Origin of the sequence: Rhizobium sp. 57MFTsu3.2 (genome assembly GCF_012932765.1) — a bacterium.
GTDB classification, from domain to species: domain Bacteria; phylum Pseudomonadota; class Alphaproteobacteria; order Rhizobiales; family Rhizobiaceae; genus Rhizobium; species Rhizobium altiplani.
The window spans coordinates 89166-115289 of the sequence record NZ_JDWI01000011.1 but is presented as its reverse complement, the minus strand read 5'-3'; the positions used below and the strand labels follow the sequence as shown (position 1 = coordinate 115289).

27 protein-coding genes and 2 pseudogenes are annotated in these 26124 nt (G+C 60.2%); 15 read left to right on the top strand and 14 right to left on the bottom strand.

Annotation, left to right across the window (positions count from 1 at the left end; translation table 11 throughout):
* Positions 1-2 precede the first annotated feature (2 nt).
* Complete coding sequence (locus AF71_RS14275) at positions 3-317, top strand: DUF1294 domain-containing protein (protein ID WP_018857009.1); 315 nt, start codon at positions 3-5, stop codon at positions 315-317.
* Here AF71_RS14275 and AF71_RS14270 read toward each other — a convergent pair.
* Positions 309-813 (bottom strand): annotated as a pseudogene (locus AF71_RS14270) (GNAT family N-acetyltransferase). The gene AF71_RS14275 and the pseudogene AF71_RS14270 overlap by 9 nt on opposite strands.
* A 293-nt stretch (positions 814-1106) precedes the next feature.
* Here AF71_RS14270 and AF71_RS14265 point away from each other — a divergent pair.
* A complete protein-coding gene (locus AF71_RS14265) occupies positions 1107-1364 on the top strand; it encodes a YjhX family toxin (protein ID WP_007792755.1) in 258 nt (85 codons plus the stop codon).
* 37 nt (positions 1365-1401) lie between these two features.
* On the opposite strand, the gene AF71_RS14260 is transcribed toward AF71_RS14265, so the two are convergent.
* The 4 genes from AF71_RS14260 to AF71_RS14245 form a co-directional block, all read right to left on the bottom strand.
* A complete protein-coding gene (locus AF71_RS14260; RefSeq protein ID WP_169681818.1) occupies positions 1402-1677 on the bottom strand; it encodes a hypothetical protein in 276 nt (91 codons plus the stop codon).
* Between the two features lie 123 nt (positions 1678-1800).
* On the bottom strand, positions 1801-3282 hold the full coding sequence (gatA, locus tag AF71_RS14255) for an Asp-tRNA(Asn)/Glu-tRNA(Gln) amidotransferase subunit GatA (RefSeq protein WP_018857012.1): 1482 nt from the start codon (positions 3280-3282) through the stop codon (positions 1801-1803).
* Between the two features lie 54 nt (positions 3283-3336).
* Positions 3337-3624 carry an Asp-tRNA(Asn)/Glu-tRNA(Gln) amidotransferase subunit GatC gene (gene gatC / locus AF71_RS14250; RefSeq protein WP_018857013.1) on the bottom strand — a complete coding sequence of 96 codons (288 nt, stop codon included), beginning with the start codon at positions 3622-3624 and terminating at the stop codon, positions 3337-3339.
* Positions 3625-3748: 124 nt separating this feature from the next.
* Positions 3749-4453 (bottom strand): metal-dependent hydrolase, encoded by a 705-nt coding sequence (locus tag AF71_RS14245; RefSeq protein WP_018857014.1) that lies wholly within the window; start codon positions 4451-4453, stop codon positions 3749-3751.
* A 115-nt stretch (positions 4454-4568) separates the two neighbouring features.
* On the opposite strand from AF71_RS14245, the gene ruvX reads away from it, so the two are divergent.
* On the top strand, positions 4569-5063 hold the full coding sequence (gene ruvX, locus AF71_RS14240) for a Holliday junction resolvase RuvX (RefSeq protein WP_018857015.1): 495 nt from the start codon (positions 4569-4571) through the stop codon (positions 5061-5063).
* Here ruvX and AF71_RS14235 read toward each other — a convergent pair.
* The 5 genes from AF71_RS14235 to AF71_RS14215 form a co-directional block, all read right to left on the bottom strand.
* Entirely contained in the window at positions 5000-5332 is a 333-nt protein-coding gene (locus AF71_RS14235; RefSeq protein WP_018857016.1) for a DUF6105 family protein, read from the bottom strand. The two genes, ruvX and AF71_RS14235, sit on opposite strands and share 64 nt — an antisense overlap.
* Complete coding sequence (locus tag AF71_RS14230; protein ID WP_018857017.1) at positions 5329-5502, bottom strand: hypothetical protein; 174 nt, start codon at positions 5500-5502, stop codon at positions 5329-5331. Before AF71_RS14230 ends, AF71_RS14235 begins: the two co-directional genes overlap by 4 nt.
* Before the next feature lie 122 nt (positions 5503-5624).
* Entirely contained in the window at positions 5625-6287 is a 663-nt protein-coding gene (locus AF71_RS14225) for a TetR/AcrR family transcriptional regulator (RefSeq protein ID WP_018857018.1), read from the bottom strand.
* A gap of 150 nt (positions 6288-6437) precedes the next feature.
* Positions 6438-7055: a GNAT family N-acetyltransferase gene (locus AF71_RS14220; RefSeq protein ID WP_029792758.1), complete on the bottom strand. Its 618-nt coding sequence runs from the start codon at positions 7053-7055 to the stop codon at positions 6438-6440.
* Positions 7055-8704 carry an acyl-CoA dehydrogenase family protein gene (locus AF71_RS14215; RefSeq protein WP_169681816.1) on the bottom strand — a complete coding sequence of 550 codons (1650 nt, stop codon included), beginning with the start codon at positions 8702-8704 and terminating at the stop codon, positions 7055-7057. Before AF71_RS14215 ends, AF71_RS14220 begins: the two co-directional genes overlap by 1 nt.
* Positions 8705-8884: 180 nt before the next feature.
* On the opposite strand from AF71_RS14215, the gene AF71_RS14210 reads away from it, so the two are divergent.
* The 4 genes and pseudogenes from AF71_RS14210 to dprA all read left to right on the top strand — a co-directional run bounded on the left by AF71_RS14210 (position 8885) and on the right by dprA (position 12878).
* Positions 8885-9841: an aspartate carbamoyltransferase catalytic subunit gene (locus AF71_RS14210; RefSeq protein ID WP_018857021.1), complete on the top strand. Its 957-nt coding sequence runs from the start codon at positions 8885-8887 to the stop codon at positions 9839-9841.
* On the top strand, positions 9838-11127 hold the full coding sequence (locus tag AF71_RS14205; RefSeq protein ID WP_018857022.1) for a dihydroorotase: 1290 nt from the start codon (positions 9838-9840) through the stop codon (positions 11125-11127). Before AF71_RS14210 ends, AF71_RS14205 begins: the two co-directional genes overlap by 4 nt.
* A 20-nt stretch (positions 11128-11147) precedes the next feature.
* The gene (gene plsY, locus AF71_RS14200; protein WP_169681814.1) at positions 11148-11768 is read left to right on the top strand and encodes a glycerol-3-phosphate 1-O-acyltransferase PlsY; all 621 of its coding nucleotides are present in this window, start codon (positions 11148-11150) and stop codon (positions 11766-11768) included.
* Between the two features lies 1 nt (position 11769).
* Positions 11770-12878: pseudogene (gene dprA / locus AF71_RS14195) on the top strand (DNA-processing protein DprA).
* Between the two features lie 5 nt (positions 12879-12883).
* Here the strand turns inward: dprA and AF71_RS14190 are convergent.
* A complete protein-coding gene (locus tag AF71_RS14190) occupies positions 12884-13063 on the bottom strand; it encodes a hypothetical protein (RefSeq protein WP_018857024.1) in 180 nt (59 codons plus the stop codon).
* Positions 13064-13321: 258 nt separating this feature from the next.
* Here AF71_RS14190 and topA point away from each other — a divergent pair, with 258 nt between their 5' ends.
* The 5 genes from topA (at position 13322) to rpmG (ending at position 20534) form a co-directional block, all read left to right on the top strand.
* Positions 13322-15973 carry a type I DNA topoisomerase gene (topA, locus tag AF71_RS14185; RefSeq protein WP_018857025.1) on the top strand — a complete coding sequence of 884 codons (2652 nt, stop codon included), beginning with the start codon at positions 13322-13324 and terminating at the stop codon, positions 15971-15973.
* The gene (gene rnr / locus AF71_RS14180) at positions 15970-18342 is read left to right on the top strand and encodes a ribonuclease R (protein ID WP_169681812.1); all 2373 of its coding nucleotides are present in this window, start codon (positions 15970-15972) and stop codon (positions 18340-18342) included. The genes topA and rnr overlap by 4 nt, the downstream gene beginning before the upstream one ends.
* A gap of 31 nt (positions 18343-18373) precedes the next feature.
* Entirely contained in the window at positions 18374-18829 is a 456-nt protein-coding gene (locus AF71_RS14175; RefSeq protein WP_018857027.1) for a DUF983 domain-containing protein, read from the top strand.
* Positions 18830-19085: 256 nt separating this feature from the next.
* Positions 19086-20273 (top strand): MFS transporter, encoded by a 1188-nt coding sequence (locus tag AF71_RS14170; protein ID WP_018857028.1) that lies wholly within the window; start codon positions 19086-19088, stop codon positions 20271-20273.
* Positions 20274-20366: 93 nt separating this feature from the next.
* Positions 20367-20534, top strand: coding sequence for a 50S ribosomal protein L33 (gene rpmG / locus AF71_RS14165; protein ID WP_003587245.1), 168 nt, complete (start codon positions 20367-20369; stop codon positions 20532-20534).
* Between the two features lie 706 nt (positions 20535-21240).
* On the opposite strand, the gene AF71_RS14160 is transcribed toward rpmG, so the two are convergent.
* Both AF71_RS14160 and AF71_RS14155 read right to left on the bottom strand, forming a co-directional pair.
* Entirely contained in the window at positions 21241-22611 is a 1371-nt protein-coding gene (locus tag AF71_RS14160; RefSeq protein WP_018857029.1) for a PleD family two-component system response regulator, read from the bottom strand.
* An 18-nt stretch (positions 22612-22629) separates the two neighbouring features.
* Entirely contained in the window at positions 22630-23001 is a 372-nt protein-coding gene (locus AF71_RS14155) for a response regulator (protein ID WP_007531841.1), read from the bottom strand.
* 132 nt (positions 23002-23133) lie between these two features.
* Here AF71_RS14155 and AF71_RS14150 point away from each other — a divergent pair, with 132 nt between their 5' ends.
* Together AF71_RS14150 and AF71_RS14145 are read left to right on the top strand one after the other, a co-directional pair.
* A complete protein-coding gene (locus tag AF71_RS14150; RefSeq protein ID WP_018857030.1) occupies positions 23134-23442 on the top strand; it encodes a DUF3572 domain-containing protein in 309 nt (102 codons plus the stop codon).
* Between the two features lie 2 nt (positions 23443-23444).
* Positions 23445-24116, top strand: coding sequence for a hypothetical protein (locus AF71_RS14145; protein ID WP_169681810.1), 672 nt, complete (start codon positions 23445-23447; stop codon positions 24114-24116).
* On the opposite strand, the gene AF71_RS14140 is transcribed toward AF71_RS14145, so the two are convergent.
* On the bottom strand, positions 24091-24678 hold the full coding sequence (locus AF71_RS14140; protein ID WP_018857032.1) for a GNAT family N-acetyltransferase: 588 nt from the start codon (positions 24676-24678) through the stop codon (positions 24091-24093). The genes AF71_RS14145 and AF71_RS14140 overlap by 26 nt on opposite strands.
* A gap of 75 nt (positions 24679-24753) precedes the next feature.
* Between AF71_RS14140 and AF71_RS14135 the strand changes: the two genes are divergently transcribed.
* Complete coding sequence (locus AF71_RS14135; protein ID WP_026371766.1) at positions 24754-26043, top strand: DNA polymerase IV; 1290 nt, start codon at positions 24754-24756, stop codon at positions 26041-26043.
* Positions 26044-26124: the final 81 nt, after the last annotated feature.

Sequence of the window (26124 nt, the reverse complement as noted above, 5' to 3'; positions counted from 1 at the left end):
GCATGATGGCAACCGATATCCTCAAGTTCATCGCGCTTTTCCTGGCACTGAATGCCTTCGTGTTCTCGATCTATTTCCTCGACAAGCAAGCCTCTCGCCACCATGGCACGCGGATCAGCGAGAGGACCTTGCTGACGCTTGCATTCGTCGGCGGCAGCCTCGGCGCTGTTTGCGCGCAACGGCTCCTGCGCCACAAGACCCGGAAGGAACCCTTCCGATCGAACCTCAGAGCGATCGTCGTCTTTCATGTGGTGGCCACGCTTCTGCTATCGGGCGCTCTCGGCTACTTCACGCTGGAAGGTCAGTTGCTAGACTAGCCCGTAAGTGCCATCGTCCGCAGATTCCAATGACTTTGACAGGCCGACGGACGGCACATCACGATCGAGCTTGGGATTGTAGGCAATTGATAGCCAATGAATTGCGTATCCATGCTTCTGGAAAAAGCTGATCGCTTCGGAGTTCCCTGAGTGCGTCTGCATCATCGCCGTATCGAACCCCTGCGCTGCGATGTCTTCTTCGATATTCTGCAAGAGTGCCGTTCCGAGACCATGACCGACAAAGGCAGGATCAATCCAGAAATCCGAAATCTTCTCGTCGAGGCTCTCGCGTGCTGCCCATCCTGCCGGATGTCCGTTCCATTCGATGACAGTGGCGGTGATCCAGCTACTTGCGACGAAATTGAAAAACGCACTTCGGGCGGCATCGACCATGGCATCTCCTTCGCCGATGGCCGCCATGGCCTTCTGCCAGGCTTACTCCGATCTCGCTCAAGAGCTCCGCTTCGTCTTCGCGGGCAATGCGAATATGGATCAACACTACCTCCGCGTTTCCACGAAAGTAAATCACCGAATCACCCCGTTCTCCAAGCCTTGCGTTTCGTGCGCGAGGCGCGGCAGAAAGATCCTCTATCGGTTGCAAATCTTGACGCGATGTCGCCTAGCCAGTATCAAGGCCGCATGTTGAATTCGTCTTCTCAGACCCGGTAGAGGCCCTGCCCGCAGGTTTTCCTTGCGCGCACGGGCCCGAAAAAAGCGAAGCCCTGACGCCTCTTCGGGCGCCAGATCGTTTTTGCGCGCCTTCATGGCGCAAGACCGGATCAACATTCCATGGATATTTCACGCACGGAGCAGCGCATCCTGCACCTATTGGCCCAAGGTGGCCGCATTGAAATCGAACGCGACGACAACCGGAAAATCGAGGCCGTAAAATGCTTCACTCGCGACGGCTGGGTCTATCCCGGCTTCGGCCTCGAGCTGTTTCGGAAACTGAAGCAGAAGCGGGCCATCAAATCGTCGGGCGGCAAGCCTTACCGGATCACCGAACGAGGACTGGTTCTCGTAAGAGCAGAACAGGACAACAGATAGCTGTCCAAGCCGCGCGTCGCATGGCGCGCGGCTCCCTTCAAAGGTGTTTGGAAAGCGCCGCCTTCATCACCGACCATTCTTCGGCAACCGTACCGCTTCCGCGGCGTTTGCCTGCGCGGCGATACCAATAATCGGCATTCCAGTCGTCGCCCTCGATGCGGTGGCAAATGGCATGCCCCCAGTCGAAAGGTGCCTCGCCCTCATGCGCCTGGCAGACTTCATGCGCGGCTTGCCATTCAGGACCCACGGTGAAACCTGCCGCCGATAGGCGGTCGAATGCTTCGATCATCAGCGTGATATCTGACGCCGACATGAGCCTCCTCCTGGGTGTCACCAGCGATGGACAAACGCGAAATCCGCGACCCCTGAGGTAGCGGACTCAATCACCCGACAACGAAGCGGCCGCCTCTTGGGCGGCTGATACCGATGCGACTCGTTACCACCACTTGGCGGGCGTGAACTTGCCTGCAGCCTGTTCGATCACATGCGCCGTCTTGAAGAGCGTTTCTTCATCGAACGGCTTGCCGATCAGCTGCAGACCGAGCGGCAGGCCGCCATGGTCCAGACCAGCAGGAACGGCGATACCCGGCAGGCCGGCCATGTTCACCGTCACCGTGAAGATGTCGTTCAGGTACATCTTGACCGGATCGGAGGCGAGATTCTCATCGGCGACGCCGAAGGCGGACGAGGGGGTTGCGGGCGTCAGGATCGCGTCGACGCCGGCGTTGAACGCCAGTTCGAAGTCGCGCTTGATCAGCGTGCGGACCTTCTGGGCCTTGATGTAATAGGCGTCATAGTAGCCGGCCGAGAGGACGTAGGTACCGATCATGATGCGACGCTTGACTTCCTTGCCGAAGCCCGCTGCGCGCGTCTTTTCGTACATGTCGACGATGTCCTTGCCATCGACGCGCAGGCCGTAGCGGACGCCGTCATAGCGGGCGAGGTTCGACGAGGCTTCGGCCGGGGCGACGATGTAGTAGGCCGGCAGGGCATATTTGGTGTGCGGCAGCGAGATGTTGACGATCTCGGCGCCGGCGTCTTTCAGCCAGGCAATTCCCTGCTGCCAGAGCGTTTCGATTTCCTCCGGCATGCCATCGACACGGTACTCGTTCGGAATGCCGATCTTCATGCCCTTCAGCGACTGGCCGAGGGCTGCCTCATAGTCCGGAACCGGCAGATCGACGGAGGTCGTATCCTTGGGATCGACTGAGGCCATCGACTTCAGGAGGATTGCGGCGTCGCGCACATCGCGCGCGATCGGGCCAGCCTGATCGAGCGACGACGCGAAGGCCACCGTGCCCCAGCGCGAGCAGCGGCCGTAGGTCGGCTTGATGCCGACCGTGCCGGTGAAGGCTGCGGGCTGGCGGATCGACCCGCCGGTATCGGTTGCCGTGGCGCCGGCGCAGAGGTGAGCTGCAACGGCTGCTGCCGAGCCGCCGGAGGATCCGCCGGGCACCAGCTGCTGGTTGGAGCCGGCCGAACGCCAGGGGTTGATCACTGCGCCGTAGTAGGAGGTCTCGTTGGAGGAGCCCATCGCGAACTCGTCCATGTTGAGTTTGCCGAGCATCACGGCACCGTCGTCCCACAGGTTCTGGGTGACGGTCGACTCGTAATGCGGCTTGAAACCGTCGAGGATGTGGCTGCAGGCCTGCGTATGAATACCTTCGGTGGCGAACAGGTCCTTGATACCGAGCGGGATGCCTTCAAGCGCACCGCCCTTGCCGCTGGCAAGCCGCCCATCGGAGGCTTCGGCCATCTGCAGCGCCTTCTCCGGCGTAACCTTGACATAGGCGTTGAGCTTGTCGTTGGCGGCCTCGATCGCCGAGATGTAGGCCTCGGTCAGTTCGGTCGCTTTGATCTCCTTGGCGCGCAGCTTCGTGCGGGCTTCGGCAATGGTCAGGCTGGTAAGTTCGCTCATGGTAATTCGCTTCAAATCTGGAATGGCAACGGGTTCGGAAAGCGGCGAAAAGCCTTATTCGACGACCTTGGGTACCAGGAAGAAATTCTGATCGGTAACGGGCGCATTCGAGACGATGTCGGCGGCCTTGTTGCCTTCGGTAACTTCGTCCGTGCGCTTCTTCATCTTCATCGGCGTGACCGATGTCATTGCCTCGACGCCTTCGACATCGACTTCGGAGAGCTGCTCGACAAAACCGAGGATACCATTCAACTCGCCAACCATGCGGTTTGCCTCTTCCTCCGAAACGGCAATACGGGCAAGGCGCGCTACGCGCTTAACGGTGGCAAAGTCGACGGACATGACATTCTCCGGATAGGATTTTTCCTACCCGCTATAAAGGCCATGCCCGCCACGTGCAACGGGCATGGCCTTTGGATTGTGTAGAATTCCGCGACCGAAGTCGACGCGGTTCAGCGGACCTCGACTAGAGAGAAAGGCTTTCGCCCGGCGTCGGCGTTTTCACCGCCGTCTTCGATCCATCCATGCCGGAGACGAACTTCTCGGGCGTCTGGTCGATGATCGGGAACGTGCCGTAGTGGCAGGGTATGGCGGTCTTGAAGTTAAAGTAACGCTGGCAGGCGAGAGCGGCAACCGCGCCGCCCATGGTGAATCGGTCGCCAACCGGCACGAATCCGATATCCGGCTGGTGCAGTTCGTTGATCAGCGCCATGTCGGAGAAGATGTCGGTATCGCCCATGGCAAGAATAGAAGCCTCCTCGTCGAAATGCAGCATCAGGCCGTTGGCATTGCCGAGCGCATGAGAGACGCCGTCCTCGGTGATCTGCGCGGACGAATGCAGCGCATTGGTGAAAGTCGCCGAAAAACCGTCGAACGAGATCGTGCCGCCGGTGTTGCCCGCTTCGATCTTCGTCAGGCCCTTCGAACCTAGCCAGGCGGCGAGATCGGCATTGGCGAGAACGACCGCACCGGTTTCCTTGGCAAGCGCAACCGAGTCGCCGACATGGTCGCCGTGACCGTGCGTCAGAAGAATATGCGTGACGCCGCGGGCAACATCCTTTGCAGCCTGCCCCGCAAAGGACGGATTGTGCGTGAGGAACGGATCCAGCAGGATTTTTGCCCTTCCGATCTCGATGCGGAAAGCAGAGTGACCAAGCCAAGTGATCTTCATGAAATTCTCCTTTATTGCCGATGCAAAAGCCTGCTTTGCTCGTTATGGACATATCCGATGCCGCTACAAAGAAAAGCGGCACTGCTTCAAATTCTTTTGACGGGATGGAACGACGATGACGGTGCTGACGATCGAAGAACTGGCAACTGCGCTGCAGCCGGGACAGGCGATCGCGGGTCTCGATCTCGGCACGAAAACGATCGGGCTTTCGATGTCCGATCTCGGCCGGCGCTTTTCGACGCCGCGCCCTGTCATCAAGCGCGAGAAATTCACGATCGATGCGGCAACGTTGCTGGAATTTGCCGAGAAGGAGAAGGCCGCGGCCTTCGTCATCGGCCTGCCTATCAACATGGACGGATCGGCCGGGCCGCGCGTGCAGGCAACACGCGCCTTCGTGCGCAACATGGAGCAGAAGACCGCCTTGCCCTTCGTCTACTGGGACGAGCGTCTGTCGACGGTCGCTGCCGAGCGCGCGCTACTGGAAATGGACGTATCGCGCAGGCAGCGTGCCGAGCGCATCGACTCGGCGGCGGCAAGCTTCATTCTTCAAGGAGCGCTCGACAGGCTTTCCTTGCTCGGCAGAGCGGCATGGGACGATTTCGATGCGTGACGGGCACGCCACCATGCGGTGATCGCCTTACGCCGGCGGAACCCAATAATTGCGAAAACGACAAGACTGTCGACGACGATCGCACGGGCGACCAGCGGCGGAATGGTTTCCGGAGGAATGCCGAGCACCTTCCCATAAATCTCGAAGGTCAGGTCATGGACTTGCCTGCTGAGCATGAAGATACCGAAATTCATGTCGTAGTAAGAGAGCCAGTACCATCCCGCTAGGAAGACAATGGGACCGGCCCAGAAGATCAGGAACCACTTCATGCGGTCGTCTCTCGTTCTTTTCGAATGGATAGTCCCTCGTAAGACACCGCCCATATCGACAACGCCATCGAACCCAGAACCAGCGCCGGTACGGCAATATCCAGCGCAAGCACAGCGAAAAACATCATCGCGGCAACAAGAAACGTGGCTCTCGCGATTTTGGTTCCCATGGTCCCAGACACCCAACATTTTGGACTGCCCAGCAACGTGACTTGTTAACCGCGAGAGCGCAACGTAAACCATTTGTTAAGGTTAACGCGTAACGGGACGCCTGTGGATGGCCGAACTCGCCTCAGCCGTAGACTCCGCGAACGATGCGCTTCAGGGCGGTCGCCGCCTTCTCCCAATCCCTCGGCGTTTTCAATGCGAGGCCCGCGCATTGATCGCTCGAGGACGCGGAAAGCACGAGATGCTGGATAGCTGCGATCAGAATCGCATTGACGGCCAGGACGTCGACACCCTTCGGCGGCGTCAGCGATCCTCGCATGCGATCGAGCCAGTTTGCCAAGGCCTTCGACCGCGCCTCCGAAAGCCGCCTCACCTGCTCGGTGTTTTCGGAAACTTCCCAGGCGACGATGCGGCGAACAAGCGGATCGTCTCGCAAGGCCTCGAGGAACAGCAGCGATAGCCGCTCCATCAGATCGCCGTAAGTCAGGAGAAACATGCCGCCGGTATCTTCGGGAATGCGATCCTTGACCCAGGTACCAAGATCCGCGCCGATCGCCTCCACCAGCCCGTTGAGGCCGCCATAGTAGCGGTAGATCAGCTGCTTGTCGCACCCCGCGCGGCGGGCAACGGCGTTGATGCCGAAATTCTGGAACCCCTCCTCCGCCAGCAGCGACTTGGCTGCCCAGAGGATCGCTTTCTCCGTCGCGCTTCGGTCGCGGATACGCTTTTCGGGTTCGACGACGACGCTGCCGACTACGGGCGCCAACACCATGGGATCATTGAGCATCAGGGATTCGGTCCGAATTGTCACTTTGCGGTGAGTAGCAACGCCGCTCGGACCCGGCAACGGACAGGCCGCTCAAAGATTGTGGACAGTTTGCTATGGGTGCAAACAGGTGAGCAGGTGTCACCGCTCAGCGACACAAGTGCTGTGCCCCTAGAGTTTCTGCCCAAACCAGACGGTCCGGTCGGAAGGCTCCACCAGCGGTGGAGCGAGGCGGGCGAAACCGCGAGAGCCCCAGAATCGTACCGCACCATGATTGCTCGCGCTGGCTCCGAGGTGGACACCCTCCACGCCTGCCTCCAGCGCATCGGCAAACCATCGATCGAGCAGCTTGGTGCCCATCCCCTGTCCCTGTAATCGCGGCAGGAGGTTCATGTGGATGTGGGCCGGAAAGGATTCGACCAGCGCTGCAGGCGCATGCGCCGGGTGATGGATTGTGGCAATGCGCTTCTGATCCGCGTCCCAGCCGGCAGAATCGCCCCGCGGGTCGGCGTAAACCTTGCGAAGCGCCGGCCACCACTCGCGCTCCAGCCGCTCCTCGAAGGAACGCGTGTCGTGAACGCCGACGATATACCCGGCCACGCCCTCAGAATCTTCCGCCACTAAAGCGGTTTCCGGACTGAGCAAGACGTAAGGCGCAGCATAGATGTGTCCGATCAGCTTGCCGTCGCGATGCAATCTGGTCGCATCGCCGCCAGCATCGCCCGTCACCAGCGATATCAGATAGATCTGCTCGAGATCATCGGTGCGGATGGGACGCAGCGCTGTCATCAGCTTGCCGGCGGATAAAGAAGATCGACGATGTAGCTGGCGTCGAAACGTGAATCCAGCATGCCATAGGTCGAGCGCCAGCCGCCCGCGAGGCGGGTCTCGATGAAGGCATCGGCGATCCGCCCCGCCCCAAGGCGATAAAGCTCGGCGGCGCCGGCGGCGAGCGCCAACTGCTCGACCAGGAGGCGCGCAGCGCCCTCGTCCCGCTCGCAGAGCGCCATGGCGGCGCGCAGCACATCAATCGTCTTCTTCCCGGCCGGGCCGAGATCGCGCGCGAGCCCGGCAAACACCGTCTCGAAGAGATCCTTGCCGCGGTTCAGAATGCGCAGCACGTCGAGCGCCATGACGTTGCCCGAGCCCTCCCAGATCGCATTGACCGGCGCTTCGCGATAATGACGAGCGATCGGGCGCTCCTCAATGTAGCCGCTGCCGCCGATGCACTCCATCGCCTCGTAGATCAATGGCGGCGCGATCTTGCAGCACCAGTATTTCGCAACCGGCGTCATGACACGCGCGTAGGCTGCTTCTTCAGCGCTGCTGCGCGCCTTGTCGAACGCATCGGCAAGGCGGAAGGACAGCGCTGTCGCCGCCGCCACATCGAGCGCCATATCGGCCAAGACGCGCGTCATGATCGGCTGGCTGACCAGCATCTTGCCGAAGACGCTGCGCCCACGGGTGTGGTGCACGGCTTCAGCCAGCGAGGCGCGCATAATGCCCGAGGAGGCCAGCGCGCAGTCGAGCCGCGTCAGTGTCACCATGTCGAGAATAGTGCGGATACCGCCATCCGGCGTACCGAGCAGAAATCCGAACGTATCGCTGAATTCAACTTCTGACGAAGCATTGGAGCGGTTGCCGACCTTGTCCTTCAGACGCTGGAAGTGCAGGCCGTTTGCCGAGCCATCTTCCAGCAGACGTGGAACGAGGAAGCATCCCATTCCATCCTTCGTCTGCGCCAGCATCACGAAGGCGTCGCTCATCGGCGCCGACATGAACCACTTGTGACCGGACAGACGGTAAATGCCTTCGCTGACCTTTTCCGCCGTCGTCGTGTTGGCGCGGACGTCAGTGCCGCCCTGCTTCTCGGTCATGCCCATGCCGATGGTCACGGCGGACTTCTGCATGGCCGGCTTGTTGGTGGAATCATATTTGCGCGACAGGATCTTCGGCGCCCAGTCCTTCTGCACGGCCGGCGAAGCCGACAGCGCCGCGACGGACGCACTCGTCATCGTCAGCGGGCACAGGTGACCGGATTCCAGCTGTGCGGTCAGGTAGAAGCGCGCTGCCCTGACCTTGTGCGCCTGGTTCTTCGCCTCGGTGTCCGCCTGCGGATCCCAGACCGACGAGTGGAGTCCCGATGCCATCGAACGGCGCATCAGCGCGTGCCACGCCGGGTGGAATTCGACGACATCGAGCCGCTCGCCGCGCGGACCGTGCGTGCGCAGCTGCGGCGTGCCCTGATTCGCCATGCGCGCCAGCTCCTGCGCTTCCGGCGAGGTCACGTACCGCCCCATATTGTCGAGGTCGTCGCGGATCCCACGCGGCAACGTGCCGGTCAGATCGACGATCAGCGGATCGGACCTGTAGGCATTGATGCCGGACCAAAGGCTCGGCTGGTTGAGTTCGGCAAGTTTCTCTTCGGCAGGCGTCATGAATCGCTTCTAGTGTAAGAGGCAGGCAAAGGGAAACCGGAAGTTATAATTTCCCTACCTCTGCAATAGTTGAATTCGGGTAAAATTGCAGGGGGAGACGGGCCTTTGCCCACAGCGCAAGCTTGCCGCCGCCCGGCTCACTCTTTATAGACCCCGCAGACGACAGCAAGAGGCAGGTTCATGGTCTTCTTTCCCCACCGCCACCTCATCGGTATCAAAGGGCTCACCGAGCAGGATATCACCTTTCTCCTCGACAAGGCCGACGAGGCCGTCAAGATCAGTCGGCAGAGAGAGAAGAAAACCTCGACGCTGCGAGGCCTGACACAGATCAACCTGTTCTTCGAAGCTTCGACGCGCACCCAATCTTCCTTCGAGCTCGCCGGAAAGCGCCTCGGCGCCGACGTGATGAATATGTCCGTCGGCAATTCTTCGGTGAAGAAGGGCGAGACGCTGATCGATACGGCGATGACGCTGAACGCGATGCGGCCCGATGTGCTTGTCATCCGCCATTCGAGCGCTGGTGCCGCCGCCTTGCTCGCGCAGAAGGTTTCCTGCTCGGTGGTCAACGCCGGCGACGGCCAGCACGAGCATCCGACCCAGGCGCTTCTCGACGCGCTGACAATCCGCCGCGCCAAAGGCAAGCTGTCGCGCATCATCGTCGCGATCTGCGGCGACGTCCTGCATTCGCGCGTGGCGCGCTCGAACATCCTTTTGCTGAATGCCATGGGCGCACGCGTGCGAGTTGTCGCGCCGGCAACGCTACTGCCGGCTGGCATCGCCGACATGGGCGTCGAGGTCTTCCATTCCATGAAGGAGGGCCTGAAGGACGCTGACGTGGTGATGATGCTGCGCCTGCAACGCGAGCGCATGTCCGGGGCCTTCGTGCCGTCGGTTCGCGAGTACTATCACTTCTATGGGCTCGACGCGGAGACCCTCAAGGCGGCGAAGGAAGATGCCCTCGTCATGCATCCCGGCCCGATGAACCGTGGCGTCGAGATCTCCTCCGAGGTTGCGGATGGACCGCAGAGCGTGATTGCAGAACAGGTGGAAATGGGGGTCGCGGTGCGCATGGCCGTGATGGAGACGCTGCTGGTCTCGCAAAATCAGGGTCCGCGTACCGAAGGAGCCGGCGCATGAAGAACTCGATCGTCCTCAAGAACGTTCGTATCATCGACCCCTCGCGCAATCTCGATGAAGTCGGCACGATCATTGTCAAGGATGGCATGATCGTGGCAGCCGGCGCGGATGCGCAGAACCAAGGAGCGCCCGCTGGCGCCGACGTGCGCGATTGCACCGGTCTCGTCGCCACCCCAGGCTTGGTGGATGCCCGCGTCCATATCGGTGAACCCGGAGCCGAACATCGCGAGACAATGGCATCGGCGAGCCGTGCGGCGGCAGCCGGCGGCATCACTTCGATCATCATGATGCCGGATACCGATCCTGTCATCGACGACATCGCGCTGGTCGAGTTCGTCAAGAAGACGGCGAAGGACAAGGCGCTGGTCCACGTCTATCCGGCTGCGGCGATCACCAAGCATCTTGCCGGCGAGGAAATGACCGAGATCGGCCTGCTGATGGAAGCGGGCGCAGTCGCGTTCACCGACGGCCGCTCGAGTGTCCACGACACGCAGGTCCTGCGCCGGGTGATGACCTATGCGCGCGAATTCGGCGCGGTGATATCCTGCGAGACCCGCGACAAATATCTCGGCGCCACCGGTGTCATGCATGAGGGACTGTTTGCCAGTTGGCTCGGTCTCGGCGGCATCCCGAAGGAAGCGGAACTGATCCCGCTCGAGCGCGACCTGCGCATCGCCAAGCTGACGCGCGGCAACTACCACGCCGCGATGATCTCCGTGCCGGAATCGGTCGAGGCGATTGAGCTTGCCCGGAGCCGCGGTGCGACCGTGACCTGCGGCATCTCGATCAACAATCTCTCCCTCAATGAGAACGACATCGGCGAGTACCGCACCTTCTTCAAGCTCTACCCGCCGCTGCGATCCGAAGACGATCGCGTCGCGATGGTGGATGCGCTGGCGCGCGGCGCGATCGATATCATCGTCTCCTCGCATGATCCGCAGGATGTCGACACAAAGCGCCTACCGTTCGGCGAAGCGGCTGATGGCGCCATCGGCCTTGAAACGATGCTTGCTGCGGCACTCCGCCTGCATCACAGCGGCCAGGTCAGCCTGATGCGCCTCATCGATGCCATGTCGACGCGGCCGGCGCAGATCTTCGGCCTCGAGGCGGGCACGCTGAAGCCGGGCGCGAAGGCAGATATTACGCTGATCGACCTCGATGACCCTTGGCTGGTTTCGAAGGACATGCTTCTTTCCCGCTCGAAGAATACGCCGTTCGAAGACGCGCGCTTCAGCGGACGCGCTGTAGCGACCTATGTCGCCGGACAGTGCGTGCATAGCATATAAAAAGACCACCGGAGGGGAACATGGTCTCGGATCTTATGACCTGGCAGATCACGCTGCCTATCGCGCTCGTGGCTGCCGCCATCGGCTACTTGCTCGGCTCCATTCCTTTCGGCCTGATCCTGACGAAGGCAGCCGGGCTCGGTGACGTCCGCAGCATCGGATCCGGCAATATCGGCGCGACCAATGTGCTCAGAACCGGCAACAAGAAGCTTGCAGCCGCAACGCTTCTTCTCGATGCTCTGAAGGCGTCTGCAGCAGCCTGGATCGTCGGCTATTTTTTGGGCAGCGAGGCGGCGCTGATCGCCGGCTTCTTTGCCTTTATCGGTCACCTCTTCCCGGTCTGGATCGGCTTCAAGGGTGGCAAGGGTGTTGCCACCTATATCGGAACACTGCTCGGCATTGCGCCGATCATGGTTCTCGTCTTCGCCGCGGTCTGGCTGGCCGTCGCCTTCACGACCCGGTACTCATCGCTTTCAGCACTGGTTGCAATGCTTGTAATTCCGGTTGCATTGTGGATACTGGGCGCCGAGAAGGTTGCAGCTGTTATGGCCATCATGACTATTATCTCCTACTGGAAGCACAAGGCCAATATCTCCCGCCTGATGAGCGGGACGGAAACCAAGATCGGGGCGAAGGGATAGGATGGACGCTCTCAGCGGCGCGTGGCTGCGTCTCATTCGCTCGGACAATGTCGGGCCTGCGACCTTTCGCGATCTCGTCAATCACTTCGGATCCGCCGAGACGGCGCTGGCCGCCCTGCCCGAGCTTTCTGCGCGCGGCGGCGCCACGCTCTCCATCCGGATAGCGACGGAGAGCGAAGCGCATAAGGAGTTGGAGGCCGCGCGCCGCTTCGGCGCCCGCTTTGTTGGCATCGGCGAGCCAGAATACACACAGGCGTTGAAGCAAGTCGACGTGCGCCGCCGCTGCTTGCCGTCAAAGGCAATCTCGCCGTCTCTTCGCAGCCTGGCGTCGGTATCGTCGGCTCCCGCAATGCCTCCATCAGCGGCGCCAAGTTCGCCGCCACGATTGCGCGCCAGTGCGGCCGAGCCGGCTATGTCGCGGTCTCCGGCCTTGCGCGCGGCATAGATACCGCAGCGCATCGTGCAAGCCTCGATACCGGAACGGTGGTCGCCATGGCCGGAGGTCTGGATCAGCCCTACCCGCCGGAGAATGCCGATCTGCTTGACGATATCTGGAATGGCAACGGGCTCGCCGTCAGTGAGATGTCGTTCGGCTGGGAACCGCGGGCACGCGACTTTCCGCGCCGAAATCGGCTCATCGCCGGCGTTTCGCTGGGGGTCGTTGTCGTCGAAGCAGCGATGCGCTCGGGCTCGCTGATCACCGCAAGACTGGCCGGCGAGTTTGGCAGGCTGGTATTTGCGGTGCCGGGTTCACCGCTCGATCCGCGCTGCCATGGCACGAATGGATTGTTGAAAGACGGTGCCATGATTGTCACGACGCCAGATGACGTCACCGAAGCTCTGGCGCCCCTCTCGCAGATCGAACGGTACTCAACGCCGGTCGCCGAGGAGCCGGAGCGCGAGGGTGGCCGTTCGATGCTTCCGCCCGACGAATCCGATCGCTCGCTTTTCGTCGATGCGCTCTGCCCGACGCCCGTCGAGATCGATGATATCATCCTTCACACCGGTTTGCCGGCGGCTTCGGTTTATCTTGTCCTGCTGGAGCTTGATATTGCCGGACGGCTTCATCGCCATCCCGGCGGCTTCGTCTCTCTTGCGATTGGCGACTGAGATCCCTACATCCGGGCCTGCAGATCGCCGGCCTCCACGTAGGCCATCACGATCAGATAGCAGAGCATATCGGCGTTCTCTTTTTCCGCCACTCGCCGCAACTCAGCCAGCATCTGCCTGATGAACGCGATGTTCTCTTGCGAGCCGGATCGTCCGGTATCTTTCTTTGCGAACTTGGCCGCCATGGGATAGTCTCTGAGGAAAGAGAAACGCCGCCTTTCGGCTAGCCCGAACCACACTCCAAAAACGATACCTAAATTATCCTAACTTGCAGTACGTTCGCTATCTCGCATTGGTTGCATCGCGTTGTAATACGCAAAAATGAGGTCAGACCACTTGACCGAAACGATTTCCCTGTCCATGTCGAAGAGCCGGTTATCCTGGCACGGCAGGGATTCCATCTGCTTATGCACCGGCTTGGCACGTTTTTTTAGAGAATCATGATGAATGTTGTAGTGGTAGAATCGCCCGCCAAGGCAAAGACGATCAACAAGTATCTGGGCTCCGGATACAAGGTGCTCGCCTCCTTCGGCCATGTCCGCGATCTGCCTGCCAAGGACGGCTCGGTCCTTCCCGACCAGGATTTCGAGATGCTGTGGGAGGTCGACGGCGCGTCTGCCAAGCGACTGAAGGACATCGCCGACGCTGTGAAGTCATCCGACAGCCTATTCCTCGCAACCGACCCGGATCGCGAGGGTGAAGCGATTTCCTGGCACGTCCTCGACATGCTGAACAAGAAGCGTGTCCTGAACGGCAAGACCGTGAAGCGGGTCGTTTTCAATGCGATCACGAAGAAGGCCGTGCTCGACGCCATGGCCGACCCGCGCGACATCGATGTTCCGCTGGTTGATGCGTATCTCGCTCGCCGTGCCCTCGACTATCTCGTCGGTTTCAATCTGTCGCCGGTTCTCTGGCGCAAGCTCCCCGGCGCGCGTTCGGCCGGCCGCGTACAGTCAGTGGCGCTGCGCCTGGTCTGCGATCGCGAATCCGAAATCGAACGCTTCATCTCTGAAGAGTACTGGAACCTTTCGGCTCTCCTGAAAACGCCGCGAGGCGACGAGTTTGAAGCGAAACTGGTTGCGGCTGATGGCAAGCGGTTGCAGCCTCGCGCGATCGGAAACGGCGAAGAAGCCGGCAAGCTCAAGGCACTTCTGGAAGGCGCGACCTATGTCGTCGACACGGTCGAGGCGAAGCCGGTCAAGCGCAACCCGGGACCACCCTTCACAACCTCCACGCTTCAGCAGGCAGCGTCTTCGAAACTTGGCTTTTCGGCGTCGCGGACGATGCAGATCGCCCAGAAGCTCTACGAGGGTGTTGATATTGGTGGCGAAACAGTTGGTCTGATCACCTACATGCGTACGGACGGCGTCCAGATGGCGCCCGAAGCCATCGACGCGGCACGCAAGGCCATCGTCGATCAATTCGGCCAGCGCTACATGCCCGAGAAGGCGCGCTTCTATTCGACCAAGGCAAAGAACGCACAGGAGGCGCACGAAGCGATCCGCCCGACTGATTTCAATCGGTCGCCCGACCGCGTGCGGCAGTATCTGGATGCCGACCAGTTGAGGCTTTACGACCTCGTCTGGAAGCGGGGCATTGCGAGCCAGATGGCATCGGCTGAGATCGAACGCACGACGGCTGAAATCACCGCCGACAACAAAGGTGAGAAAGCTGGGCTGCGCGCTGTCGGCTCGGTGATCCGTTTCGACGGCTTCATCGCCGCCTATACCGACCAGAAGGAAGATGGCGAACAGAGCGACGACGGTGACGAGGATGGTCGCCTGCCCGAGATCAACGCTCGTGAGAACCTTGCGAAGCAGAAGATCAATTCGACTCAGCACTTCACTGAGCCGCCACCGCGCTACTCCGAGGCAACGCTGATCAAGAAGATGGAAGAGCTCGGCATCGGGCGTCCGTCGACTTACGCGGCGACGCTGGCGACCTTGCGTGACCGCGAATACGTCACCATCGACAAGCGCAAACTGATCCCGCAGGCCAAGGGCCGGCTGGTGACGGCCTTCCTCGAAAGCTTCTTCACCAAGTACGTCGAATACGATTTTACGGCAGATCTTGAAGAGAAGCTCGACCGGATCTCTGCCGGGGAGCTGAACTGGAAGCAGGTGCTGCGCGATTTCTGGAAGGACTTCTTCTCCCAGATCGAGGATACGAAGGAACTTCGTGTCACCAACGTCCTCGATTCGCTTAACGAGGCACTGGCGCCACTTGTATTCCCGAAACGAGAAGACGGCGGTGATCCGCGCATCTGTCAAGTTTGCGGCACCGGCAATCTTTCGCTTAAGCTTGGAAAATACGGCGCCTTCGTTGGCTGCTCGAACTATCCCGAATGCAACTATACCCGCCAGCTTTCGTCAGAAGGCGGTTCGGAGGCCGAAGGCGTTGCGCTGAACGAGCCTAAGAATCTCGGTTCCGATCCGGTGACTGGCGAAGAACTGACCCTGCGTTCAGGACGCTTCGGCCCCTACATCCAGCGTGGCGAAGGCAAGGAAGCCAAGCGTTCTTCCCTGCCGAAGGGCTGGAAGCCTGAGGACATCGATTACGAAAAGGCGATGGCGCTGATTTCGTTGCCACGCGACATCGGCAAGCACCCGGAAACCGGCAAGATGATTTCTTCCGGCATCGGCCGTTATGGGCCGTTCCTGCTGCATGATGGAGGCTACGCCAACCTTGAAAGCGTCGAAGACGTCTTCTCGATCGGCCTCAACCGCGCTGTCACCGTGATCGCCGAGAAGGCGAGCAAGGCGCCGGGTGGGAGGACGGCGGCGGCAGCTCTGAAAGAGCTCGGCGACCATCCCGACGGCGGCGCAATCACGGTTCGCGACGGCAAGTACGGCCCCTATGTGAACTGGGGCAAGGTCAATGCGACGCTGCCGAAGGGCACCGATCCGCAGGCCCTGACCGTCGAGGAAGCGCTGGCGCTGATCGCCGCCAAGGCCGGCAAGGCACCGGCTTCGAAGAGTAAGGCAAAACCGAAGGCGAAGGCCGCTGCGGCTGAAACCAAGACGACCAAGACCGCGGCCAAGCCGAAGACGGCGAAGGCCAAGGCGCCGGCAAAGACGAAAAAGAGCAAAGAGTGAGCAAAATCCCGCGGGAAAGAATGAAGGGCATGGGCAAGCGTCCCGGCAAGATTGGACGCGCCAGCCAACAACCCGCAGCCGAACCGCTGAACATCGCTCACGGAGCCCTGCCTTCCCGCGACGTGATCCTGCGCTTCATCGCCGATCATCCGCAGAAGGCCTCGAAGCGCGAACTCGCAAAGGCCTTCGGGCTGAAAGGCGACAGCCGGGTCGAGCTGAAACACCTCCTGCGCGAACTGGAGCAGGAAGGCATGCTGCAGAAGACGCGCAAGTCGCTGATCCGGCCGGGCGCACTGCCGCCTGTCACCGTGCTCGACATCACGACGCGCGACAAGGATGGCGAACTGATCGGCCGCCCGGCGGAGTGGCCTGACGATCAGGGCGTTGCGCCTGCTGTCGCTATTCGCCAGTCGACCTCGCCTGCCGGGCGCAACGGCAAGGGCAAGGCGCTGGTTGCCGGCATGGGCGATCGCATCCTGGCGAAGATCTTTCCGGCCGCCGACCGTGGTGGGCCGGCCTACACGGCGCGCATCATCAAGATTTTGGACAAGCGCCGCGGTGCGCTGCTCGGGGTCTTCAAGGATGCGCCGGGAGGAGCCGGCCGTCTGCTTCCGATCGACCGACGCGGCGAGGAAATGGTGATCGACCCTGACTACAAGGGCGAGGCCAAGGACGGCGACCTGGTTGAAGTCGAAGTCGCTCGCCTTGGGCGCTTCGGCCTGGCACGCGCCAAGGTCCTGTCGATTGTCGGTTCGGTCGCATCCGAGAAGGCGATCTCGATGATCGCCATCCATGCTCACGGAATCCCTTATATATTTCCGCCTGCTGTGGTCGCCGAAGCCGACGATGCCAAACCTGCGACGATGTCGCATCGCGAAGATTGGCGAGATGTCCCGCTGATCACCATCGACCCGGCGGATGCGAAAGACCATGACGACGCCGTCTATGCGGAAACTGACCCTTCTCCCGACAATCCGGACGGCGTTATCGTTACGGTCGCCATCGCCGACGTCTCCTATTACGTCCGCCCGAGCTCGCCACTCGACCGCGAAGCTCTGAAGCGCGGCAACTCGGTCTACTTCCCCGACCGGGTCGTGCCGATGCTGCCGGAGCGCATCTCGAACGATCTCTGCTCGCTGAGAGAAGGTCAGGACCGGCCGGCGCTTGCCGTTCGCATGGTGTTTTCGAAGGAAGGCCGCAAAATCGGCCACACCTTCCACCGTGTCATGATGAAGAGCGCTGCAAAGCTCTCCTATCAGCAGGCGCAGGCGGCCGTCGATGGCAAGCCGGATGACAAGACGGGACCGCTTCTGGAACCAATCTTGAAGCCGTTGTGGAATGCCTACAGGATCATGACGCGCGGCCGCGAGCGCCGGCAGCCGCTTGAACTCGACATGCCGGAACGCAAGATCCTGCTAAAGCCTGACGGCACCGTGGAGCGCGTCTTCGTGCCGCCGCGCCTCGATGCACACAAGCTGATCGAGGAAATGATGATCCAGGCCAACGTCTCGGCCGCCGAGACGCTGGAGAAGAAGCGGCAAGTCCTGATCTACCGTATCCATGACGGGCCGACGCTCGCCAAGCAGGAAGTGCTGCGCGAGTTCCTGGCAACGCTTGGCATATCGCTTGCCAAGTGCGGCAACATGCGCGCCAACAATTTCAACATGATCCTCGCCAAGGCAGACGACACGCCGCACCAGACGATGGTCAACGAGATGGTGCTGCGTTCTCAGAGCCAGGCGATCTACAGCCCCGAGAATATCGGGCATTTCGGCCTGAACCTCATGAAATACGCGCACTTCACCTCGCCCATCCGGCGCTATGCGGACCTGATCGTGCATCGGGCGCTGGTCGGTTCGCTCGGCTTCGGTGAAGGCGGGATCACGCCCGACGAAGAGGCCGCGCTCGACGACATCGCCGCCGAGATCTCAACCTTCGAGCGCCGCGCGATGGCGGCCGAGCGCGAAACGGTAGACCGCCTGATTGCGCATCATCTTGCCGGCCGCGTCGGCGAGGAATTCGAAGGACGCGTATCAGGTGTGACGAAATCGGGACTATTTGTCACTCTCCCGGACTATGGAGCAGACGGCTTCGTTCCTATATCTACGCTCGGAACGGACTACTTCATCTATGATGAGGCGCACCAGGCGCTGTCTGGCGAAAAGACCGGGCTCGGATATCGCCTCGGCGACAGTGTCACGGTCAAGCTTGCAGAAGCCATTCCGCTTGCCGGTGCGCTACGCTTCGAGATGATCAGCGAAGGGCGAAAAATGCCCACAGCTGTACGTTCGTTCCACAAGGCGGGCCGGCGGGACGCAAGCCGGGCACGCAAGAAGGCCGGGACAAGGCCGCCAAGAGGACGGCGATAGGCGTGTAGGGCGCCGCGAAAGGAAACGAACGATGACGACCACCTCGAGCGACCAGACGATCCGTTACGGAAGCAATCAGGAGGCGGAACGTCCGCTCGGCCGCTCTGTCAAGCGCGGCATGATGAACACCTGCCCCGCATGCGGCAGCGGCAAACTCTTCAAAAGCTTCCTGAAGCCGGTGGACAATTGTGCCGCCTGTGGCGAGGCCATGTACCATCATCGCTCGGACGACCTACCGCCTTACCTTGCAATCGTGGTGATCGGCCATGTCATCATCGGCGGCTACATGGCAACGGATCTCGTTTGGCCAATGCCCCTCTGGCTGACCTTCGCGATCTGGACACCCATCACATTGATTGCCACGCTTTTGATCATCCAGCCGATCAAGGGCGGTGTCATCGGTCTGCAATGGGCGTTGAAGATGCACGGCTTCGGTGGACAAACCGACGATCATGACGCCTACGAGATACCGGGCCGCAAGCGCTAGGACATTTCTGCCTTCACCTTGACGACACAATTGACGTGTAGTGGCAGCCCCAACGGCGCTGCGGTTCCGCGGGGCGAAATCTCATGTGTATTCGGTAAGCTTCTTTGACTATACGACTTCAAGATCATCCAGGTTATTGCCGCCAGCGCATTTCATCTTGTAAAGCACAGCCGTCACTTGGATTTGGCACGCCTGTGCCTTTCTATGGTGCGTCGCGGTGAGCGATTCTGTGCAGCAGGTCTCTAAGGATGCGTATATGTCTCAGCCGCGGAACGGCACAACACCAGGCGATGTCGAAGAAATTCACTGGCCTTCACTGGTGGCAGCCATTTCGTCCATCTCCGCTGTCGGCATAGCAATCGGCCTGGGACTCCCGCTTCTCAGCATCATTCTCGAAAAGCGCGGCATTCCATCGACACTGATCGGACTGAATACGGCGATGGCCGGGGTTGCCGCCATGGCGGCTGCGCCGATCACCACGAAACTGGCGCACAAATACGGCGTCGCCCCGACGATGATCTGGGCCGTCGTGATTTCAGCGATCAGCGCACTCGGCTTCTACTATGCCCAGGACTTCTGGATGTGGTTTCCGCTGCGGTTCGCTTTTCACGGCGCGACGACGACGCTGTTCATCCTATCGGAATTCTGGATCAATGCCGCCTCGCCGCCCTCCAAGCGCGGCTTCGTGCTCGGCATCTATGCAACCGTCCTTTCGCTCGGTTTTGCAGGCGGGCCGCTGCTCTTTTCGATTCTCGGCAGCGAGGGCGTGCTTCCATTCGCGGTCGGCGCTGGTGCCGTCTTGTTGGCCGCCATTCCCATCTACATCGCACGCTACGAAAGCCCGGTTCTCGAGGAGAAGCCTGAACTTCATTTCATGCGCTACGTCTTCCTTGTGCCCACCGCAACGGCCGCCGTCTTCATTTTCGGGGCCGTCGAAGCCGGCGGTTTGGCACTGTTCCCGATCTATGCGGTGCGCGCCTCCTTTACGGAATCTCAGGCCGCGCTGCTGCTGACGGTGATGGGAATCGGCAACGTGATCTTCCAGATCCCGGTTGGGCTGCTCTCGGACCGCATGAAGGACAAGCGCCCGCTGCTGGCCGCGATGGCCTTCATGGGCCTGATAGGTTCCCTGATGCTGCCGGTTCTCGTGCACAGCTGGATTCTGATGGCGACCGTACTTCTGTTCTGGGGCGGCTGTGTCGCGGGCCTTTATACGGTGGGACTCAGTCACCTCGGCTCTCGCCTGACCGGCTCGGACCTCGCAGCAGCCAACGCGGCCTTTGTATTCTGTTACGCGGTTGGCACTGTGGCCGGGCCGCAGGTTATCGGCGCCGCCATCGACGTTGCCGGCAACAACGGTTTTGCCTGGGCGATCGCCGGATTCTTCGGGCTTTATGCCCTGCTTTCCTCGATCAGGCTGCTTTTCCTCCGAAAGCGGGCTTGACTTTTCGGGCGGGATTCGTAGTTTCGCGCCAGAATTTGCCGTGGAGCCTATCCGGCCTGCCACGGCTTTCATTTTATTAAAGGCAGGACGACCATGGCCAAGGCTACCACAATCAAGATCAAGCTGCTGTCGACGGCCGACACCGGTTTCTTCTACGTCACGACGAAGAACAGCCGTACGATGACCGACAAGATGACGAAGACCAAGTACGACCCGATTGCTAAGAAGCACGTCGAGTTCAAGGAAACCAAGATCAAGTAATCGCTTGATCTGACGTTTTTCGAAGAGGCGCGCGCCCATGGGCTGCGCGCCTTTTTGTTTGCCGGCTTTGCCGTCTGGTCTCGAGGCCTGAAAACAGAAACGCCGTCCTTCCTAAAATGCGGAAAGGACGGCGTTTTCCTGAAAGGGGGTCGACCAGCAAGCAACGCGGCACGAGGAACCGCTTATTGTTGCAAACCAGCCGACCGACCCCACGACCCAGGAGATGCGGCGGACCTGAGCATCATGGGGTACCTCGGACTCCTCACGGGAGTACTTATCTCTTATGGCCGATAATTTGCTCGAAAATGAAAGAAAATCAACAAATTCTTAATGGTTAGATTTCTGGGCTTGATTTCATGGTTAAAAGTACGGCTTTGGGACAGTTTTTAAAGCTTGGAATCGCGTACTTTTGCAAGAATAGCGCCTAATGGGCAAAGAAGGCCGAAACTATAGCCCAATAGTATTAGCTTCCGCCGATGCGGGCCAAAGCTTGTCCATTCGCGGCTACTTGCGAAATGCCGGCTACATCCGATTGATCCTCACATTTGTCCCAGCAACCGCGCGGCATCTGCCTAGCATGATATCAAGAGCGAGCAAACCTTCGGAGGGAAATGCCGGCTTTGCAACTGCAATTACTTCGTTGCCGTGCCGTCCGCCCTTAATTAGCAAGTTGTGGATGACCTGAAATGCCTCATAGAAGCATTGCTCAAGCGGCGGCGACCACGCGATTACGGCCACCCGTTTTTGCCTCGTAAAGCGCAAGGTCCGCCTGCTTCATCAACTGCCCTGGAGTGAGGATGGAGGAGATCCGCGACGAAATGCCGAAGGACGCCGTGACGTCCAGTTCCTGCCCCGTTGACTTCAGCAGGAACGGTACCGTCTCGACCACCGAGCGCAGTCGCTCCGCGACGGCTGCCGCCACTTCGGGCGAGGTATCCGGCATAACCACTACGAATTCCTCGCCGCCGTATCGGCAGGCCAGATCGGCACCACGGACGGTGGAGCGGATGCGCCTTGCAAACTCCCGCAGCACATCATCCCCCGCATCATGGCCATAGGTGTCGTTGACTTGCTTGAAGCGATCGATATCGGTGATCAGCACCGATAGCGGACGACCTCGCGCCATCGAGCGATTGAAGAGCGTGCTGAGGTGATTATCCAGGTAGCGGCGGTTGCTGAGCCCGGTCAGCGGATCGGTCACGGCAAGCTCGATCGTTTGCTTCACGCTCGCGCGCAGGCGATCATTATAACGCTTGCGGCGCATCTGCGTCAGGCTGCGCGCCACCAGCTCATTGGGATCGACCGGCCGGACGATATAGTCGTTGACGCCGAGTTCCAGGGCCCGGATCACCATGTCGTCGTCGCCCTGCTCGGTGATGATCAGGATCGGTAGAAAGCGCGTGCGCTCGAGCGAACGAAGCTGCGAGCACAGGCGCAGCGGATCATAGTTGTCGAAATTGGCGTTGACGATAACCAGTTCAAAGGGGGTTTCCGACGCTTCGAAGAGTGCCGCCTGCGGATCCGAGATTGCCGAGACATCGGCGATGGGCTTCAGCGCCTTGATGATGCGTTCCTGCGAATTGGCGCGTCCGTCGACCAGCAGCACCTGGCCCGATTCGTCGCCCCGCCCCTCGCCGGTTCGCAGCAGTTCATCGATCCCCATGGTCTGCGCTGTTTCGGCGCGAATGCGCAATTCGTCGCTGAGCGTCTTCAGCCGCAACAGGCTCTTCACCCGGGAAATCAGCTGAAGGTCATTGACCGGTTTGGTGAGAAAATCGTCTGCGCCGGCTTTCAGACCACGCACGCGATCGGCCGACTGATCCAAGGCCGTCACCATGACGACAGGTATGTGCGAGGTCTTGGGATTGGCCTTCAGGCGCTCGCAGACCTCGAAGCCGTCCATCCCCGGCATCATGATATCAAGAAGGACAAGATCGACCTGGTTGCGCTCGCATATTGCGAGGGCCTGATAGCCGTCGCCGGCGGTCAAGACATCGAAATACTCCGCGACTAGCCGCGCCTCGAGCAACTTGACGTTGGCCGGAATGTCATCAACCACGAGAATGCGCGCAGTCATAGGCTTCTTTCCGATGCGTCAGGCATCGCCCAAATAGGTCTTGATCGTCTCAATGAATTTAGGAACGGAAATGGGTTTGGAGACATAGGCCTCGCAGCCGCCCTGGCGTATGCGTTCCTCGTCACCTTTCATGGCAAATGCTGTAACGGCGATAACAGGAATGACGTGCAGGTCATCGTCTTCCTTCAGCCATTTGGTAACCTCGAGACCAGAAACCTCGGGGAGTTGGATATCCATCAAAATCAGATCGGGCCGGTATTTGCGCGCGAGGTCGAGCGCTTCCATGCCGTTTCGGGTCTGAATCGTCGTGTAACCGGACGCCTCGATGAGGTCGCGAAAGAGCTTCATGTTGAGCTCGTTATCTTCTACAATCATCACCTGCTTGGGCATGACACGCGTCCTACGTCCGTTCCGGTACCGCTTCCCCGCATGAAGAAGACTTCTGCGATGGCATGGTTCCATAGAACCGATCGCGGCACACTATCGCTATTTGGTTGAAAAATAGGTAATTTACCCAGAAAAATGCAAAGCAACTTCAAGACTTCGAAACAACTCGCGGCCGATCCGCAGCAGACTGCGATCTCCGTTCTTGCCTGGCTTGCCAACGATCCGGATCTGTTCGGTCGTTTTCTCGCATTGACCGGTGTTGAACCGGCCCAGGTGCGCCGCGTGGTCAGCGATCCCGGCTTCCTTTCCGGCATGATGGATTTCGTCATGCAGCACGAGCCGACGGCGATGGCCTTCTGCCAAGCGACCGGCACCGCGCCCGACGCATTGAATGCGGCATGGCTGCACTTTTCGCCGCCGGGACTTGGCTCGGGAGAATTTTGAGCATGGATATTGCTACCAACGTCAGCCAGGTGCGCCTGGGCGACCGGCCTTTGGTTGTGTGCGACATCGACGAAGTGGTTCTCGAGTTCCTCACTCCCTTCACCGCTTTCCTGCGCTCGCACAGCTACGACCTCCTGCCGCGGTCGTTCCGCCTCTACGGTAATATCGTCTCTCTGCTTGACGGCAGCGAGCTGGATAGGGACGCCGTCGATTCGTTCGAGGAAGTGTTCTTCGCGAACCAGCACCTCTGGCAGAAACCGGCGGAAAAAGCCGTTGAAACACTGCAGTCGCTTTCGGCCGACGCCGACATCGTCTTCTTGACCGCGATGCCACCTCGGCACCACGGTATCCGGCGCGAATTTCTCAATCAGCTCGACCTCTCGTTCGACCTGATCGCCACGGAAGAGCCCAAGGGGCCCGTCGTCGCAAGGCTGCATGATTGCCGAAGCCTGCCAGTCGCCTTCATCGATGATATGCAACGCAATCTCCTTTCCGTTGCCCATCATGTGCCTAAGTGCTTGCTCCTGACCATGATGGCCAACGCGGATTTCAAGCCGTTCGCGCCACCGCCAGTTGGAAACATCGTCGCCGCCGCCGGCTGGGACCATGCCGCAGAGTTGCTGAGGGCGCATTTCTCGGCGGATGTCCTCAAGGGCGCAAGTCCAGCCGCATGAGCGGTCGGCCATCCTTTCGTCTGGCCACGGTTTCAAATCCAGCCGCATCGAAGATCGCGGTTGATCCAATACAGAGCGTCACCGACTTCGATTGCTTGACGTGGTCAATCGGACAGCCCTCGAGGTAGCGGGCACCGTGGCGCCACGCATGGTCGATCGCACCGGCAAGCAGTTGATGGCTGAGCCCCTGCCCACGCAAATGCGATGTCAGGAAGAAACAACTCACCGCCCAGAATGACGGATCGTGTGCATCACCCTCTTCCATCGGTCGGGACACTGTCCGCGACGAGTTGAATTGCGGTACGTCGTGCCTTGGCCCGACCTGAACCCAGGCGACCGGTTCCTCATCGGCATAGGCCAGAATACCTGGCGGCGGCCCGACAGCGATCCTGCCAAGCATGTGCGACTTTCGCTCGTCCGGCCTCATCTTCGTCCGCACGGCATGAGGCAAGCGAAGCGCGACACACCAGCAATCATAAAACGCTCCGCGGGGACCGAAGAGCCGTTCGAAGTCACTCCACCGGTCTGCTGTCACCGGCTCGAAACGGAGATCGATATCCAATGCAAACCTCCCAGCCTCTCTTGAGACTCGAAAGTTTAGAGGCTAATGTTGCGATGTTCAATCTTTGTTCTCATCATGACACTTGCCTACGCCAAGACACCCGGCTTCTGTCGCGACTGCCTTGCCGAGCAGAAGGCCGAAACGTGCCGTTGTGTGGCGTGCGGCAGCCCCCGGCTTGTGCGACACAAGGAGCTGTACGAACTGACGCTGGCGCATATCGATTGCGACGCCTTCTATGCAGCGATCGAGAAGCGTGACAATCCAGAACTCGCCGATAAGCCCGTCATCATCGGCGGCGGCAAACGCGGGGTGGTCTCGACCGCATGTTACATTGCGCGTATCCACGGCGTTCGTTCTGCAATGCCGATGTTCAAGGCTCTTGAGGCCTGCCCCCAGGCAGTCGTCATCCGACCCGACATGGAAAAGTACGTGAAGGTCGGACGCGAAGTCCGCACCTTGATGCAGGAACTGACCCCGCTCGTTCAGCCGCTTTCGATCGACGAGGCGTTTCTGGAACTCGGCGGCACCGAGCGGCTGCATCACGATCCGCCGGCGCGCACGCTTGCCAAGTTCGTCCAGCGCATCGAGAAGGAGATCGGCATAACCATCTCCGTTGGGCTCTCCTACTGCAAGTTTCTCGCCAAGGTCGCGTCCGACCTTCAGAAACCTCGCGGCTTCTCGGTCATTGGCCGCGAGGAAGCAGTTTTTTTCCTGGCACCGCGGCCGGTGACGACGATCTGGGGCGTCGGCAAGGCGTTTGCAGCCACGCTGGAGGCCGACGGCATCCGGACGATTGGCCAGTTGCAGACGATGGAGGAAAACGACCTGATGCGCCGATATGGCAGCATGGGGCAGCGGCTGGCGCGTCTTTCCCGCGGCATCGACGACCGCGAAGTGCATCTGAACGACGCGGCGAAGAGCGTCTCGTCCGAAACGACTTTCTTCGACGATATATCCCGCCATGACGAGCTTGTTCCGATCCTCCGCAGTCTTTCCGAAAAGGTCTCCTGGCGGCTGAAGAAAGATGATATCGCCGGCCAGACCGTGGTTCTCAAAATGAAGACGGCGGACTTCAAGCTGCGCACCCGCAATCGCAAACTTGAAGACCCGACCCGGCTTGCCGACCGGATATTCCGTACCGGGCTGGACCTGCTGGAGAAGGAAACGGACGGCACGAAGTTTCGTCTCATCGGGATCGGCGTCACCGACCTTTGCGACCCCGCGCGCGCAGATCCGCCCGACCTTATCGATGAGCAATCAGGTCGTAGGGCCGCAGCCGAAGCGGCAATGGACAAGTTGCGCGACAAGTTCGGCAAAGGCACCGTCCAGACCGGATATACGTTTGGCGGCAAGCGCGATCACTAATACGTGAGGCTGCCTCAGGGTTCCTTATATCAAGTTTTCCTTAAGCTTCACCGACTAGGCTTCGGCTTCAAGTATTGCGTA

What these genes read in the sequence shown, in the direction of transcription:
- AF71_RS14275 (WP_018857009.1), top strand. Translation starts at nt 3, where the DNA reads ATGATGGCAACCGATATCCTCAAGTTCATCGCGCTTTTCCTGGCACTG.
- AF71_RS14265 (WP_007792755.1), top strand. Translation starts at nt 1,107, where the DNA reads ATGGATATTTCACGCACGGAGCAGCGCATCCTGCACCTATTGGCCCAA.
- AF71_RS14260 (WP_169681818.1), bottom strand. Translation starts at nt 1,677, where the DNA reads ATGTCGGCGTCAGATATCACGCTGATGATCGAAGCATTCGACCGCCTA.
- gatA (WP_018857012.1), bottom strand. Translation starts at nt 3,282, where the DNA reads ATGAGCGAACTTACCAGCCTGACCATTGCCGAAGCCCGCACGAAGCTG.
- gatC (WP_018857013.1), bottom strand. Translation starts at nt 3,624, where the DNA reads ATGTCCGTCGACTTTGCCACCGTTAAGCGCGTAGCGCGCCTTGCCCGT.
- AF71_RS14245 (WP_018857014.1), bottom strand. Translation starts at nt 4,453, where the DNA reads ATGAAGATCACTTGGCTTGGTCACTCTGCTTTCCGCATCGAGATCGGA.
- ruvX (WP_018857015.1), top strand. Translation starts at nt 4,569, where the DNA reads ATGACGGTGCTGACGATCGAAGAACTGGCAACTGCGCTGCAGCCGGGA.
- AF71_RS14235 (WP_018857016.1), bottom strand. Translation starts at nt 5,332, where the DNA reads ATGAAGTGGTTCCTGATCTTCTGGGCCGGTCCCATTGTCTTCCTAGCG.
- AF71_RS14230 (WP_018857017.1), bottom strand. Translation starts at nt 5,502, where the DNA reads ATGGGAACCAAAATCGCGAGAGCCACGTTTCTTGTTGCCGCGATGATG.
- AF71_RS14225 (WP_018857018.1), bottom strand. Translation starts at nt 6,287, where the DNA reads ATGCTCAATGATCCCATGGTGTTGGCGCCCGTAGTCGGCAGCGTCGTC.
- AF71_RS14220 (WP_029792758.1), bottom strand. Translation starts at nt 7,055, where the DNA reads ATGACAGCGCTGCGTCCCATCCGCACCGATGATCTCGAGCAGATCTAT.
- AF71_RS14215 (WP_169681816.1), bottom strand. Translation starts at nt 8,704, where the DNA reads ATGACGCCTGCCGAAGAGAAACTTGCCGAACTCAACCAGCCGAGCCTT.
- AF71_RS14210 (WP_018857021.1), top strand. Translation starts at nt 8,885, where the DNA reads ATGGTCTTCTTTCCCCACCGCCACCTCATCGGTATCAAAGGGCTCACC.
- AF71_RS14205 (WP_018857022.1), top strand. Translation starts at nt 9,838, where the DNA reads ATGAAGAACTCGATCGTCCTCAAGAACGTTCGTATCATCGACCCCTCG.
- plsY (WP_169681814.1), top strand. Translation starts at nt 11,148, where the DNA reads ATGGTCTCGGATCTTATGACCTGGCAGATCACGCTGCCTATCGCGCTC.
- AF71_RS14190 (WP_018857024.1), bottom strand. Translation starts at nt 13,063, where the DNA reads ATGGCGGCCAAGTTCGCAAAGAAAGATACCGGACGATCCGGCTCGCAA.
- topA (WP_018857025.1), top strand. Translation starts at nt 13,322, where the DNA reads ATGAATGTTGTAGTGGTAGAATCGCCCGCCAAGGCAAAGACGATCAAC.
- AF71_RS14175 (WP_018857027.1), top strand. Translation starts at nt 18,374, where the DNA reads ATGACGACCACCTCGAGCGACCAGACGATCCGTTACGGAAGCAATCAG.
- AF71_RS14170 (WP_018857028.1), top strand. Translation starts at nt 19,086, where the DNA reads ATGTCTCAGCCGCGGAACGGCACAACACCAGGCGATGTCGAAGAAATT.
- rpmG (WP_003587245.1), top strand. Translation starts at nt 20,367, where the DNA reads ATGGCCAAGGCTACCACAATCAAGATCAAGCTGCTGTCGACGGCCGAC.
- AF71_RS14160 (WP_018857029.1), bottom strand. Translation starts at nt 22,611, where the DNA reads ATGACTGCGCGCATTCTCGTGGTTGATGACATTCCGGCCAACGTCAAG.
- AF71_RS14155 (WP_007531841.1), bottom strand. Translation starts at nt 23,001, where the DNA reads ATGCCCAAGCAGGTGATGATTGTAGAAGATAACGAGCTCAACATGAAG.
- AF71_RS14150 (WP_018857030.1), top strand. Translation starts at nt 23,134, where the DNA reads ATGCAAAGCAACTTCAAGACTTCGAAACAACTCGCGGCCGATCCGCAG.
- AF71_RS14145 (WP_169681810.1), top strand. Translation starts at nt 23,445, where the DNA reads ATGGATATTGCTACCAACGTCAGCCAGGTGCGCCTGGGCGACCGGCCT.
- AF71_RS14135 (WP_026371766.1), top strand. Translation starts at nt 24,754, where the DNA reads ATGACACTTGCCTACGCCAAGACACCCGGCTTCTGTCGCGACTGCCTT.